The 15,971-nt window shown below is 31.5% G+C and carries 14 protein-coding genes; all 14 read right to left on the bottom strand.

Features of this window, described 5'->3' with window-relative positions; translation table 11 throughout:
* Positions 1–11: 11 nt before the first annotated feature.
* A complete protein-coding gene (locus RSD37_RS09295) occupies positions 12–410 on the bottom strand; it encodes a chemotaxis protein CheW (protein ID WP_346946452.1) in 399 nt (132 codons plus the stop codon).
* A gap of 12 nt (positions 411–422) precedes the next feature.
* A complete protein-coding gene (locus RSD37_RS09290; RefSeq protein WP_346946451.1) occupies positions 423–782 on the bottom strand; it encodes a response regulator in 360 nt (119 codons plus the stop codon).
* Positions 783–795: 13 nt separating this feature from the next.
* Positions 796–1,389, bottom strand: coding sequence for a chemotaxis protein CheC (locus tag RSD37_RS09285; protein WP_346946450.1), 594 nt, complete (start codon positions 1,387–1,389; stop codon positions 796–798).
* Between the two features lie 13 nt (positions 1,390–1,402).
* Positions 1,403–3,616 (bottom strand): chemotaxis protein CheA, encoded by a 2,214-nt coding sequence (locus RSD37_RS09280; protein ID WP_346946449.1) that lies wholly within the window; start codon positions 3,614–3,616, stop codon positions 1,403–1,405.
* A gap of 11 nt (positions 3,617–3,627) precedes the next feature.
* A complete protein-coding gene (locus tag RSD37_RS09275) occupies positions 3,628–4,392 on the bottom strand; it encodes a protein-glutamate O-methyltransferase CheR (RefSeq protein ID WP_346946448.1) in 765 nt (254 codons plus the stop codon).
* Positions 4,392–5,489, bottom strand: coding sequence for a chemotaxis response regulator protein-glutamate methylesterase (locus tag RSD37_RS09270; protein WP_346946447.1), 1,098 nt, complete (start codon positions 5,487–5,489; stop codon positions 4,392–4,394). Before RSD37_RS09270 ends, RSD37_RS09275 begins: the two co-directional genes overlap by 1 nt.
* A 25-nt stretch (positions 5,490–5,514) precedes the next feature.
* Positions 5,515–6,003: a chemotaxis protein CheD gene (locus RSD37_RS09265; RefSeq protein ID WP_346946446.1), complete on the bottom strand. Its 489-nt coding sequence runs from the start codon at positions 6,001–6,003 to the stop codon at positions 5,515–5,517.
* Positions 6,004–6,006: 3 nt separating this feature from the next.
* Positions 6,007–6,465: a chemotaxis protein CheW gene (locus RSD37_RS09260; RefSeq protein ID WP_346946445.1), complete on the bottom strand. Its 459-nt coding sequence runs from the start codon at positions 6,463–6,465 to the stop codon at positions 6,007–6,009.
* Positions 6,466–6,476: 11 nt separating this feature from the next.
* Positions 6,477–8,237: a flagellar assembly protein A gene (locus tag RSD37_RS09255; protein WP_346946444.1), complete on the bottom strand. Its 1,761-nt coding sequence runs from the start codon at positions 8,235–8,237 to the stop codon at positions 6,477–6,479.
* A 105-nt stretch (positions 8,238–8,342) separates the two neighbouring features.
* On the bottom strand, positions 8,343–9,164 hold the full coding sequence (locus RSD37_RS09250) for an aminotransferase class IV (RefSeq protein WP_346946443.1): 822 nt from the start codon (positions 9,162–9,164) through the stop codon (positions 8,343–8,345).
* 2 nt (positions 9,165–9,166) lie between these two features.
* Complete coding sequence (locus RSD37_RS09245) at positions 9,167–9,805, bottom strand: HAD-IB family hydrolase (RefSeq protein WP_346946442.1); 639 nt, start codon at positions 9,803–9,805, stop codon at positions 9,167–9,169.
* 171 nt (positions 9,806–9,976) lie between these two features.
* Entirely contained in the window at positions 9,977–10,411 is a 435-nt protein-coding gene (locus RSD37_RS09240; protein ID WP_346946441.1) for a DUF1292 domain-containing protein, read from the bottom strand.
* Between the two features lie 152 nt (positions 10,412–10,563).
* A complete protein-coding gene (gene nifJ, locus RSD37_RS09235; RefSeq protein ID WP_346946440.1) occupies positions 10,564–14,076 on the bottom strand; it encodes a pyruvate:ferredoxin (flavodoxin) oxidoreductase in 3,513 nt (1,170 codons plus the stop codon).
* Between the two features lie 224 nt (positions 14,077–14,300).
* The gene (locus RSD37_RS09230; RefSeq protein WP_346946439.1) at positions 14,301–15,695 is read right to left on the bottom strand and encodes an MBL fold metallo-hydrolase; all 1,395 of its coding nucleotides are present in this window, start codon (positions 15,693–15,695) and stop codon (positions 14,301–14,303) included.
* Positions 15,696–15,971 lie beyond the last annotated feature (276 nt).

The raw sequence follows: 15,971 nt of genomic DNA, 5'->3' as shown, positions 1-15,971 counted from the left end.
CCCCATTGGGTCTATTGTAGTAGTTTATCAATATCTATCATAGTTAATATTCTATTGTTAATATTTATAATTCCTTTAATAAATGGTTTTTCTTTGTCCTCATGAACTCTTTTAATAATATCTTCATCAATATTCATAACTTCTTCTACATGGTCAACAGTTATTCCTACTTGTTCCTCATTAAGCTCTAAAACTATAATATTGTTATTATTTTCATCTTTTGTGTCCATACCTAATAAAAGATTAATATCTAATACAGAAAGTATGCTTCCCCTTAGATTTATTAGACCTTTAATATATTTTTTGGCTTTGGGAACTTTTGTGATTTTCATTAGTCCATTTATTCCCTGAACCTTACTTGTTTCTACAGCAAACTGTTCATCACCTATAGTAAAAACCACAACTTGCACATAAACTCCCCCTTATCCTAATACTTTTTTTATTGCTTCAAGTACTCTATCTGCCTGGAATGGCTTAACAATAAAATCTTTAGCTCCTGCTCTTATGGCATCCATTACCATGCTCTGTTGACCCATTGCACTACACATAACAATTTTAGCACTTGGGTCAAAAGCTTTAATTTGTTTTACTGCTTCTATTCCATCCATTTCTGGCATTGTTATATCCATAGTTACTATGTCAGGTCTTTCTGCTTTATATAATTCTATTGCTTTAAGACCATTAGCAGCTTCTCCAATAACCTCATATCCATTTTTTTCTAAAATATCCTTAACCATCATCCTCATAAAAGTCGCGTCGTCTACAATTAATACTCTTGCCATTTTAATACCTCCGTTAATTTAATCCTAATGATTCTAATATTTTTTCTAAAGATCCTGGCATAGGGATGAAATAAAAATCACCTCTTAGATCTTCATTTTCTTGAGTAAAGCCCGTTTCAATGTCTAATACAGAGTCATTAAACTGTCCAGACTCAATAAAGCTTGTGGACAGCACTGCAGAAAACATATCCCTTGCAACTGCTGGTACAGATGGAAAAAGGTTTAAACCCGTCATCTGTCCTATTGCATTCATGTAGGTAGCAAATATTATGTTACCTATCTCTCCAAGGGCTGAATAACCCATTTCATCTAATTCGTCCCCGTCTTGATGTCCAAGTAATAATTCAGCTATCTTCATCATGGTAGAAGTGTGAAACATAAATAATATATTTCCTGGTGCTTCTCCAAGTACCCTTGCAATTACTGCATAAACTATGGTTTCATCCTCTACTTTTTCAAATATATCTTCTAGGGAAATAACATTTACCTTAGGTACGGATATTTGTATTTCTCTACCTAGAATCTGGGCCATAGCCGTAGCTGCATTACCCAGTCCTATATTTGCTATTTCTCTTATCGCATCTATCTGTAATTCATTAAACTCCATAGTAGCTTGCCTCCTAAATAAGGGCAGCTACATCTAAAATTAAGGTTACTAATCCGTCACCTAAAATAGTAGCACCAATATACTCTTTTGTAGATTTTAAAATATTTCCGAAGGCCTTTATAACAATTTCCTTTTGTCCTAGTAATGAATCCACCACTAATGCAACTTCTTTTTCGCCAACCTTCGCAAGTATTATATATTTTTTACCATAATTTTCGCTCTCAATACCTAATTTATCATTAATTCTCAATAATTTAAATACTTTATCGTTATATACTACAATTTCTTTATTATTAGTTCTTTTAATTTGCTCTTCATCATACTCCATAACCCTATCAATGAATCCTAATGATATGGCCATAGTTTCTGTTCCAACTTTTACAAGTAAAGATTGTATTATTTGAAGTGTAAGTGGTAATTTAATTATAAATGATGTTCCCTTGCCAATTTCACTTATAACATCTACAGTTCCACCAAGACTAGAAATTTTTGTTTTTACAACATCCATTCCTACTCCTCTACCTGAAATATCCGTTACTACTTCATTAGTACTGAACCCTTGGGAGAAAATAAGATTTTTCACATCACTATCAATCATACCCTCAGTATTAATGCCCATTCTTTCAGCCTTTGCTTTCACTCTTTCTACATCAATACCATTTCCATCATCTTCAACCTTAATAACAGCTTTTGTTCCTTCAGAATAAGCTATTAATTTGATTTTTCCAACAGGTGACTTTCCTTGCGCCACTCTCTTCTCTTTAGATTCTACTCCATGGTCTGCTGCATTTCTAAGCAAATGTATTAACGGCTCTCCAATTTCTTCAATTACAGTTCTATCAAGTTCTGTATCTTGACCTTGAATTTCAAATTCAATTTCCTTATTAAGTTCCATAGATAAATCTCTTATCATTCTTGGGAATCTATTAAACACCACATCTAATGGAAGCATTCTAATTTTCATTACTAAATCTTGAAGGTCTGTAGTAGTTCTTGCTACCTGCTCTAGTGTTTCATTTAGTTCTACAATCTTATGATTAGAACTTATTTGCTCAAGTCTAGTTCTATGAATAACTAGCTCTGATACCATATTCATAAAATTATCTAGTCTTTCTAAATCTACCCTTACAGATTGCCCTACTCCCTTGTTTTTCTGCTTTGTAGAAGATTTTTTATTTACTTCTACAGTGTTTTTATCTGAAACCGTTTCTAAATCCTTTGCTTTAACCCCTTCATTAGAAGTGTTTAAATTTATTACTTTTGTTTTACTTGATTTTGAAGAATTAGTTTTATGACTTTCCTTTATTTCAGCAGATAATATTTCTTCATTAGCCTCAACTGTTATAGCCACCTCATTAATTGAATCTACCATACCTGTACAACTTGGCTTATTTTTCCCTTGTACCTTTCCTTTACTTAGTAAATCGCTAATATCATTTACCATAACTTCTCTCATCTCTGATATGTTTGTAATAGCTTCTTTTATAACACTCAATGATGTCTCTGTTACAAATATTAAATCAATGTCAAAGTCAAAATTTTCACTTTCTAAATCCTCTAAATTTGGATTGGATTTTAATATTTCACCATGCTCTTCAAGAGTTTGAAATAGTATAAATGCTCTAGCTGATTTTAATATAGTTTTTTCATCTAATTCTACATGAACATGATAAGCATTGTAGTTGTTTTTATTTGCTTCTCTTAAAATATCCAAATCATATTCATTAAGTTCTAAATTAAAACCTTTCAATTCGATTTCATTCACTTCATGATTACAATCATCTGTAACTGTTCCTTGGATTTCCACTTCTTGTAGTAATTCTTCTTCCTTCATACTGTTTACACATTGTCCACTAGCTATGTTCACAAGTTTTGTTACAATATGCTCAACCTGAAAATCCCCATCGCCTCCATCAGATATATCACTTACCATAGACTCTAAAGCATCTAGACAGCTAAACAATACTGTTATAACTTCATGGGTTACTTTAAGTTCTCCATCTCTAAACTTAGATAAAACGTCTTCCATTTTATGAGTAAGCTCAGCCATTTTTGTATAACCCATAGTAGCTGCCATACCTTTTATAGTGTGTGCAACTCTAAAAATCTGATTTAATATTTCTATATCCTCAGCATCATTTTCTAGTATAAGTAATGACTCATTTAATAATTGTAGATTATCACTTGACTCTTCTAAAAACATAGATAGATATTGGGAAGTGTCCATTTTATCCCTCCTTAATTTTTTTTATAGATAAATGTTGAAAGTTTTTCAAATCCAAATTGTTTGTATCCATATATACTCTCTGTAGCTCCTATGAATAATAGTCCTCCTGGATTCAATGATTTTGAGAACTTATCATAGATTTTTTCCTTAACCTCATTGGTAAAGTAGATAACCACATTTCTGCATATGATTATATCAAAACCGCCTTCATATTTGTCCAATATAAGATCATGCTTTTTAAATGTTACTAAATTCTTAACTTCTTTATTGATTACAAATTTATCATTTTCACACTTAAAATATTTATTCAATTGAGAATCGGACACATTCTTCACATCTGCTTTTATATATTCTCCTAACTTAGCTTTACTTAATATATTATCATCTATATCTGTAGCTAATATTTTATGTTTTACATTAGGAGTCACTTCATTTAACATCATAGAAACAGAGTATGGTTCTGCTCCTATAGAACAGGCTGCACTCCAAATCTTAAGTGGTCTTGTATAATTTAATTCACTTCTTATAAAGTTATTTAGTTCTTTAAATATCTGTGGATTTCTATAAAATTCTGTAACATTTATAGTTACATAATCTAAGAACTTATCTCTAACCTGGTTATCCTTTTTTATCATGTTCATGTACTCATCTAAGGAGCTTGCACCAGTTCTAGTCATTAATGTAAGTATCCTTCTATGAAGTTGATTTGATTTATAAGCTGATAAATCAAGGTTAAACTCCTTCAACACCCAACTTTCAAATTTTGTAAAATCCATTAAATTTTCACATCCCCTAGTATTATATTAGTTATTCTTTTACTAATATCATAAAGCGGAATAACTTCATCTATCATATTAGTTTCATATGCAGCTTTAGGCATTCCATAAATTATACAAGTAGATTCATCCTCAGAAATAGTTACTCCTCCAGATTTTCTCACTTCTACAATACCATTTGCTCCATCTCTTCCCATACCAGTAAGTATAACTCCCAATAAATTCTTTCTATATATCTTAGAGGCGGAAGTAAATAACTTGTCCACTGCAGGTCTAACTCCCCAAATAGATGGCTCTAAAGTTAAACATATACTGTTATTATTTATCTCCATATGCTTTCCACCTGGTGCTATATAAACTACATCTTTTTCTATTCCCATGCCATGACTAGCTTCTACCACCTTGATTTTTGAGAATTTATTAAGTCTTTCAGCAAAAGCTTTTGTAAAACCTTCCGGCATATGTTGAACTACAAATACTGGTACTCCAAGATTCTCTGGTAAACTTGTAATCAACGTAAATAATGCCTTTGGTCCTCCTGTTGAAGCTCCAATTACCACAGCTGAAATCTTTTTACTTCTAATTCCGATTTCCCTATTCACCTTACTGATTATTTTATCTCTCACTATTGGTTTTTCGTAATTTTTCATCTCTAAATTACTTTTTCCTATAGTTCTTCCTACTTGTTTTTTAATACATTTTAGTCCTCTAATTTTAGAAATTAAAATTTCTCTAACTTCATCAATATTCAAAGATATTGCTCCCGATGGTTTTGGGACAAAATCTGTTGCTCCCTGAGCCAAACATTCCATGGTAACTTCTGCACCATCTTGTGTTAAACTGCTAAGCATTATAACCTTTGTAGGAAGATTAAGTTCAATTATCTTTTTTAATGCTTCTATTCCATTCATTTTAGGCATCTCTATATCTAAAGTAATAACATCCGGAACATGTTTTTGTAATTTATCTAAAAGATCTATTCCATTTCTAGCAATGTCTATTACTTCCATGTCTTCTTCCATATTTACCATGTCAGAAATCATTTTTCTCATTAATGCTGAATCATCTGAAATTATTACACTAATCTTTTGTGGCATATGTAATCACTCCAATCATTAACCTTTATACAACCTTTATACCCGCCCCTACAGTTTTAACCTGTAAATCTCCTGTTGCTGTATCAAATGTTATAGTTCTTCCTTTGTTTCCACCAATTTCCTCACTATCTATAGGTATCCTTCTTGCTTTTAATATTTCCTTAACTGCAATGCTATTTCTAGCTCCTATATCCATGTTAACATTATTATCTGAGAAATTGAACATAGCTGCTCCCCCAGCAATCTTGGCTCTTAAAAACTTTTCCTCTGCCCCATTTTCTATTAGTTCTTTAATTAAAATAGGTATAGCAAGATTAGCAAATTTTATTTCATTTGATATTTTATTAAACTTACAGCTATCTGGTAGCATAATATGAGCAAGACCACCAACGCCATTTCTTTTATCTATTATTGCTATTCCCACACACGATCCTAATCCAATGGTTATAAGCCTATTTGGTGATTTAGCTATTTTATAATCTGCAATCCCTACTTTTATATCTTCGTACCCCATATTTTACCCTTCTATTTTTTCTTTTTCTTCTTTTGACAAAAGTCGATTAAGATTAAGAAGTAATATAATATTGTTTTTGTTTTTATCCCTTATTAATCCTTTAATATATCTCTTTGATATATTTGAAGAAATGTCTGGTGTTTCCTCTAAGTCACTTGAATCCATTGATATTACTTCATTAACTGCCTCAACTATTACTCCTAATGCCTCCTCTCCATTTCTTGCAACTATTATTGATCCTTTATTATCCTTGGTTTCACTACCAGCTATTCCAAACTTTTTAGCTAGACTAATTACAGGAAGTATACCTTCTTGATAATTAATAACTCCCTCTAAAAAATCTTCGGAATCTGGAAGCTTTGTTGGCTCTTCATAGTTAAGTATACGTTCAACTTCTACAATATCAGCCGCAAAGCTTTGTTCCCCTAATTTAAATACAAGTAATTTAAATTCTCCTGCCAATTTTATCCCTCCTAAATTTTGAATTTATCTACAGTTAAGTTTTTATTTTTATCTATATACACATGAACATTTCTGCAGTTTTCATCTAATATTGTCTCAGCATCCCCAATGACAAATTTAGTGTTTAAGTATGCTATATCACAATATATGTTTCCATTTTTACCCACAACCAACTCCGTAGTTACGCCTGAAGATGAACCAACAATCTTGGTTCTTATTTCATTCTTAGCTTGAATTCTCCCACCTCTAAGCTCACATTGTCCATCCGTTACAAAATAAATACTATCCTCCGCATATATTTGTGATTTATATACACCTTTACCTTCTATTATTACATTCCCAGAACATTTAATATTAGAATCTTGTACATATCCAATTGTTGCATTAGCTTTAATATCTTTCATAGAATTTATACTTAAAACCTTTTCTTCAATTAACTTACTTATTGTATTTAACTCTTCAGCATTACTTATTAATATATAATTTCTTGAAGCATACTTAATCTTTAAGATTCTAAATATTTCATTATTATCATCATTAACCTGACTCATCATAGTTAAGAGCTTTTTAACCATAGCATTAAATTTAAAAAATTTACTTTTTATTACAAGCTCTACTATTTTACCATCACTAATTCCAGATTTTAATCCTTGACTATTTTTAATAGCCATTACCCCAATATATACATTTTTAAAAACCTTTGAAATACTATCTAAAGTTTCTACATAATCATTTAATTCTGAGACTTCACTTTTAATTTTAACATCAGAAGAAATGACACTTCCTTTTACATTTAAATCCCCTTCAGACCAAAGGTTGCATCTTATAGCATTACCACTTACAGTGATAGAATTACCAGCTTTCACCTTCATTCCATCCTTTATGTCTCCATTAATAACTACATCCCCTATAAAATTGATATCCCCTGTTGATATATCAACATCGCCAACCACAGCGTGTACATTATTTACTTGAAAAACACATCCCTTTAATTGCGGTTTTCCCTCTATTGTGGCTACTATTGTGTCCTTATTCAAAAACTTACACCCAGTTTTCACCATCATATCTTTTACTACTTTTTTTCTTGACTGTACTTGTTGCGAAAATAAGTTAATGCCTATAGTTCCTTCTTTTCCAACTATACGTTTAGCAAGAACTTCATTTTCTTTTACACTGGTTATATTACCTATAGATTTAAAATTTACATTTCCATGATCATCAGCCTTAAAACTTCTAGTTCCACATTCAAAATATATATTTAAAACATCATCTATAGGCTCAACAGGCGGTTTACCTTTTGCTATAGTGAAATCCTTAATCTGATCCATGCCTATTATAGAATTTAATCCTTTAACATCTATACCGTAAATTATTCCTTTGGACTTAAGTTCATTCAAAATTTCATTGCTTGTAAACTTTGGTAAAGCACGTTCTTCCTTCACTATAGAATTCAAGAAAATCATTTTTTTTTCTTCTGTATCCTCTAAGGTATAAATGATTTCTGGAGAATAACTTATTGATATTGTGGCTAACATTTTATCTTCACTAACAGTAATATCAAGGTTTCGTTCAGCCTTAATTTCTTTTAAAACAACTTCAATGTTACTTTTCGAATTAACTCTGACTCTTTCTTTAACCTCTTTTCCATCTACATATAAACCTATATCTTTCCCTTTTACAATCCAAGGCTCTTCAGAATTATTGGCTCCATCAGTAATAATTATATTTCCATTTACCACTTTTGCAGTTCCTGTGGAAATACTTTCTTCCACATTCCCACCCCCAATTTTTAATAAAGTTACTTTATATTACATAATATAAAAAACAACACTAAAATATACTATAATATATTATCGTATTGTTTTTTATATACTTTACTATTTAATTCGTTTATAATCTTTTAAATTTCTTTTTATTATCATATCAAACTGATTTTTTATTCTATATATCGTGTCTGAAACTGATTTATATTCTATTTCTCCCTGAACTTCACTTATTGGCAATACATTTGGCGATGTACCTGATATAAAAAGACCATCCAAGTTTTTTATATCCTTAACGTTTATATTTTCTTCTTTAACCGTTAAATTTAATTCATCACAAGCTTTTATTATCTGTCCTCTTGTGATTCCTGGAAGAACTCCCTCTACTGGCGCTGTAAGGATTTCATTTCCTTTTACCATAAAGATATTAGATTTACTACCTTCAGTAATATATCCTTGGTCATTGATTAAAATAGCTTCGTAACTATTACTTCTTTCTATTTCTTTATTTACCTTTTCTCTAAAAGTACTATCGATTACCTTAGCATTTGGATTATTACGCTCTCCAAAATACAGAATAGTTTTAACTCCATTTCTATACATATCATCACTTGGATAAGAATGTTTTATAGAAAATATGAAAATATTTTTTTTATTAATTACCATCTTAATATTTCCGTTTTCTATATTATTCGCATCTATTAACTTATCTACCATGAAATTAACCATATCCATACTTGTAGAATTATTTTCTTTAGCTAATTCCAATGAATTTTCAAGTCTTTTTAAATGTTCATCTAAAAATACAGGAACTCCTTGAATAACTCTTATAACTTCATATATACACTTACCTTCTACCACATATTCTTCATTAAATCTTTCACTTGGGTAAATTTCATTATTCTTTATAAAATATTCATTAATACAAACTTCCATATCTATCGCCACCTTAAAATCTTCAACTCATGATTCCTTTTGTAGTTAATTAAATACCCTTTCCCAACCAATTTCAGAAGTGGTAAATCCGAAAGAGAATCGGAAAACATATAAGAATTTTCATAATCAACTTCTATATTATCCTTTTTCAATTCTTCCTTTAACCTTCTTACCTTTTCTTCGCCCTTACAATTTTCTCCCACAACTTTAGGAGCAAATATTCCATTATCCATGTTAAATTTAGTTCCAATCACCTTATCTACTTCTTTAATATTGTAGAATTCATTAATATAAAACTCAGGGGATGCAGAAATTAAATATATTTTATAGCCATTTTTCTTAAAATCTTTAATAGCTTTAATACCATCTTCATATAAAATACTAGCAACCTGATCTCTATAAAAATTCTTAACTAAAATCTTTAGTTCTTCTTCTTTAGTTCCTGCTAGAAATCTCAAAAATCTCTCCTTAGTTTTACTAGCATCATAAACCTTCATTGTATAAAACAGTCCGGTAATTATATGAGAAGGTAAATACCTTAATAATTTTTTATCATGCTTAACCATATATTTATATAATTCCATAGAAGTTTCTTTTTTAGTTAAAGTATAATCGATATCGAATATAGCTAATTTTTCCATTTGTAATTAACCCTACTTTCATCCTTATTACAATTTAATTTGGCTATGTTTTAAGTAACCCTTGAGTGAGGATAATCTAATGTGATAATCAACATTGATTTAAAACAAAGTCTTTAATTTTAATGTTATACAAAAAGCCGCTATTAAAATAGCGGCTTTAAGGAGATTAAATTAGTTTTCACTATTTTCATTTGCAATAGTTTGCTCATAATATGCTCTTGCTGCATCATATTCATCATCTTCTGGTACAACTAGTTCTCCTACTTCATCATCACCAACTACTTTGAATAAATATATTGATCCATCATCTGGATTTTGCACTAATGCATATTCATTTTCTTCAAATAGGAAACCATCAACAACTTCACATTGAGTTACATTTCCTTCTTCGTCTTCTAATTCAACGAACATTGATTCATGTTCTCCACAACCACATCCACATTCATCATCTTGGTGATCATGATCATGTCCACCACAACATCCTTCGTGGTTATCCTCATGGTTGTTTCCACAGCAACATCCCTCATGACTTTCTTCATGATCGTGTCCACCACAGCATGCTGTTTCTTTTTTATCTTCGTTATGTCCGCAACATTTATTTCCCATATTAATAGCCTCCTTAAATAATTCTCTTCTTAATTGTACCCTTAATTCATAGATTTTAGAAGTGTTTTTTAAATAAATTTTTGTTAAAACTTAAAAAAGCTGACAATAGGTTCCCCTAGGTCAGCTTTTTTGTAATTATTTTAAATTAAATACTACTGTTGTGCTGCAAGTTTTTTATATCCTTCTAATCTTTCCATTGCATCTTTCTCAGTCTTAACAAATAATTCTTCTGATATTTCTGGGAACATCTTTTGAAGTGATGCATATCTTACTTCACTTAATAAGAAGTCCTTGAATGATTCAGTTGGTTCTTTAGAGTCTAATGTAAATGGATTCTTTCCTTCATCTTTAAGATTCGGATTAAATCTGTATAGACCCCAATATCCACAAGCAACAGCTTTTTTAGATTCTAATTGAGTTGCTCCCATTCCACTCTTAATTCCGTGGTTAATACATGGAGCATAAGCTATTATTAGAGATGGTCCTTTATAGCTTTCAGCCTCTCTTATAGCTTTAAGAGTTTGAGCTTGATCAGCCCCCATAGCTATTTGAGCAACATATACATATCCATAGCTCATTGCCATCATTCCAAGATCTTTCTTCTTAGTTCTCTTTCCTGCAGCTGCAAATTTTGCTATAGCTGCAGTTGGAGTAGATTTAGAAGATTGACCACCAGTGTTTGAGTAAACCTCTGTGTCAAATACAAATATATTTACATCTTCTCCTGATGCTAGAACGTGGTCAACTCCACCATATCCAATATCATATGCCCAACCGTCTCCACCAAAGATCCATTGAGATCTCTTAACGAAGTAGTCTTTGTGTTTATATAATTCAGCCATTGTTTCACAGCAATCTTTACTTGCTTCAATAAGTGGAAGAACTTTTTTAGTTGCTGCTTTTGAACCTTCAGCATCATCTTTGTTTTCTAACCATTCATTTAAAGCAGCTTTTAACTCGACCTTTGAAGTTGTTTTTACTACTTCATTTACAAGATCAGCAAGTTTTTCTCTTAATTGGTTTGATCCTAAGAACATTCCAAGTCCATACTCGGCATTATCTTCAAATAATGAGTTAGCCCAAGCTGGTCCTTTACCTTCTTGGTTCTTAGTATACGGAGTTGAAGGAGCACTTCCTCCCCAAATTGAAGAACATCCTGTAGCATTAGCTATCATCATTCTATCTCCGAATAATTGAGTGATAAGTTTAGCATATGGAGTTTCTCCACATCCTGCGCAAGCACCACTGAACTCTAAAAGTGGAGTTTCGAATTGACTTCCTTTAACAGATGTAACTCCTAATGGATTGTTTGTCTTTGGCATTTTAACTGTAAATTCCCAGGCTTCTGCTTGTTCTATTTGAGTAGCAATAGGCTTCATAACTAAAGCTTTTTGCTTAGCTGGACAAACTTGTGCACAGTTTCCGCATCCTGTACAATCCTCTGGAGATACTGACATAGTGAATTTTAATCCCTTAAGCTGTCCGCCCTTAGCATCTGCAACCTTCATAGCTGCTGGAGCATTCGCGAAATCTGCCTCTGTTCCAACATATGGTCTTATTACAGCATGTGGGCACACATATGAACATTGGTTACATTGAATACAGTTTTCTGGTATCCACTCAGGTACATTAACAGCTATACTTCTTTTTTCATAAGCTGCTGTTCCGTGATCAAATGTACCATCTTCTCTTCCTTCAAATGCACTTACAGGAAGATTATCTCCCTCTTGTCTATTCATAACTTCAACTATATTTTTTATGAAGTCTGGATTTTCTTTCTTAGCTGATTCTGCATCCGATACATCTTTCCATGAAGCTGGAACTTCAACTTTAACTATAGCATTAACACCCGCATCTATAGCATCATTGTTCATTTTAACAATTTTTTCACCTTTTTTACCATAAGAACTTTGAACTGCATCTTTTAAGTATGCAATTGCTTCGTCTACTGGTATTATCTCAGCTAGCTTGAAGAATGCAGCTTGACAAATCATGTTGATTCTTCCACCAAGACCAATTTCCTCAGCAACTTTTACAGCGTTTATAGTGTAGAAGTTGATGTTGTGTGCAGCAATGTATCTCTTCATTGATGCTGGTAAGTTTTGTTCTAGTTCCTCTTGGTTCCAGATACAGTTTAATAGGAATGTACCACCATCTTTAATTCCTGCTAATACATCATAGCTATGAACGTATGATTGATTATGACATCCAATGTAGTTAGCTTGGTTAATTAGATATGGAGATTTAATTGCTTTCTTACCAAATCTTAAGTGAGACATTGTTACCCCACCAGATTTTTTAGAGTCATATGCAAAATATGCTTGAGCATACATATCTGTATGGTCTCCAATTATTTTGATTGCACTCTTGTTAGCTCCAACTGTTCCATCAGATCCAAGTCCCCAGAATTTACACTCTACAGTTCCTTCTGGTGTAGTAGATATTGTTCTTGTTTGTGCAAGTGATGTATTTGTAACATCATCTATAATTCCTATGGTAAATCCATTTTTAAGATCTGCTTCTTTTAAATGGTCAAATACTGTAACTATTTGAGATGGAGTAGTATCTTTTGAGCCTAGTCCATATCTTCCACCTATAATAACTGGTCTCTCTTCTCTATCATAAAATGCATTTCTTATGTCTTGATATAATGGCTCTCCAGCTGATCCTGGCTCTTTAGTTCTGTCAAGTACAGCAATTCTCTTAACTGTAGATGGCATATGTTTAAAGAAGTGATTTAATGAGAATGGTCTGAATAAATGAACTTTTAATAATCCAACTTTTTCTCCTTGAGCTGTTAAGTAATCTATTGTTTCTTCAACAACATCACATACAGAACCCATAGCAACTATTACTCTATCAGCATCTGGTGCTCCATAGTAGTTGAAAGTATGGTAATCTGTACCAATTTCTTTGTTGATCATTTCCATATATTTTTCTACAACGTTTGGTATTGCATCGTAGAATGGGTTTGCTGCTTCTCTAGTTTGGAAGTATACATCTGGATTTTGTGCTGTTCCTCTAGTTACTGGATGCTCTGGGCTTAAAGCATTATTTCTATATGCTTCAACTGCATCTTTGTTTAAAAAGTTCCCTAAAGTCTCATAATCCCAAGTCTGGATTTTTTGTATTTCATGTGATGTTCTAAATCCATCAAAGAAATGTAGGAATGGAACTCTTCCTTCAATTGCTGCTAAGTGAGCTATTGGAGCTAAGTCCATAACTTCTTGAACACTATTTGTTGCAAGTAAAGCAAACCCAGTTTGTCTTGCTGCCATAACATCTTGGTGATCTCCAAATATTGAAAGTGCTTGAGCAGCTAACGCTCTAGCAGTTACGTGTAAAACTCCTGGAAGTAATTCCCCAGCAATTTTGTACATATTTGGTACCATAAGCAATAATCCTTGAGATGCAGTAAAAGTAGATGTTAATGCACCTGCTTGTAATGATCCATGAACTGCTCCAGCTGCTCCAGCCTCTGATTGCATTTCCATTAATTTTAATTCTTGTCCAAATACATTCTTTCTTCCTTGTGCTGCCCACTCATCGCAGTGCTCAGCCATTGGTGATGATGGTGTAATTGGGTATATAGCTGCTACATCAGTATATGCATATGCTACGTGAGCTGCGGCCGTATTACCGTCCATAGTTTTCATTTTTCTCATTGTAAGCAACCCTCTTTCTTTCATAAATATTTTAATTAGCAAACTCTTAATTTCACTTTAAATTGTTAAAATGCTATCATGAATTCACTTATATTTAACAGTATATTAAGACTTTAAACTTCCTCTATTTCTAGTGGTAATCTTTAACATAAGTCTCACACTTAGATTATACCCTAAATACAATAAAATTCAACCCTTAACCCCCAACAATCTTTGTTAAATTTTTAATTATCACTCAATTTAATTTCTTGTGAAAATTCTGGCATGTAAACATTGTAATTTTTGGATTTTAATTCATTTGTGAAGGATTCAATGTTTTTACCTTCACCATGTACTACAAATATTTTTTCAGGTACCGACTTCATATTTTCTACCCACTTTAATAATCCAATTTTATCTGCATGACCAGATAATCCACCTATATAATGTATTTTCGATTTTACTTTAAGCTGATCCCCACCAATAGTGATTTCTTTCCTTCCCTTTAAAAGTTTACTCCCAATGCTTTTATTTCCTTGATAAGAAGTAATTATAATTCCACATTCTTCTCTTGTTAAATTGTTTTTTAAATGTTTTGATACACGCCCTCCATCATAGATTCCTCCAGCTACTATAATTATTGCCCTTGATTTAATGTGGTGTAATTTCTGTGATTCCTCATTATTTTCTACAAAGTGAAGACCTGTAAATTCTAGAGGATTATCACCTTTCTTTATAAGTAACTTAGATTCTCTATCAAAGTAATTTTCATATTTTTTAAATATCTTAGTTATATTTGAGGCTAAAGGACTATCCACATAGACATTACACCCCTTTACCTCACCATTTTCCACAAGCTTATTTAGCATGTATATTATTTCTTGAGTTCGCCCTAAAGAAAAGCATGGTATTATAAGATTGCCTTCACCTTCCATTGTGTTTTTAACAATTTTTAAAAATTCGGGGTAATTATCTTCCGCTTCATGAATTTTATCTCCATATGTACTTTCAATAATTAAAAAATCACTTTTAACATTAACTTCAGGATTTTTCAAAATATACCTATCAACATTCCCTAAATCTCCACTAAATACTAATTTTATCCATTTTCCCTCATGGTTCTTGATTAAAATTTCACATATTGCAGACCCAAGGATATGTCCCGCATCTCTAAAAACCACTTTCACATCACTTTCAAGGATAATTTCTTCATTGTAATCATATCCCCAAAAATTATCTATAGCTACTTCCACATCCTTTTCTTCATATAATGCCATTAATGGTTCTAAATTCTTCTTCTGCCTAGATAGATTATTAAAATAGGTTTCCTCACCTTGAATTCTAGCAGCATCCTTTAATAAATACTCACATAAATCCTTGGTTGGATTAGTACAAATAACTTTCCCCTCAAATCCTCTCTTAAATAATAAAGGTATTCTTCCACTATGATCCACATGACTATGAGACAATACTACATAATCAATATCCCTTGGGTTAAAATTAAATATATCATTATCATATTTATCTAAATCATGACTTTGAAACAATCCACAATCTAAAAGTATATTTTTATTATTTGCAGTAAGTAAATGACATGATCCTGTAACACACTTTGTTGCACCTAAAAATTTTAATTTCACTTTTATTTATTATTATTTAACTATATACTCACTAATATAAATTTACTTGAATATTATTTACTCATAATAATATAACTAACCCTTATTTAAAATATATCAAAGCTAAATAATAAATTACCTCCATTTCGTATTTTTTACATATGGTTTCTAATTTATATTATGTACATCTTTAACAATATTTATTTTAAACTACATTTTATACTTATAAAATTCCACTAGATATTATAATTGACCACAATAAAATAAATCTCTATTCATAGGGATTTACTCATATAA

The organism is Clostridium sp. (assembly GCF_036646415.1).
Classification (GTDB): Bacteria; Bacillota; Clostridia; order Clostridiales; family Clostridiaceae; genus Clostridium_J.
This window is presented reverse-complemented; position numbering and strand designations above follow the sequence as displayed.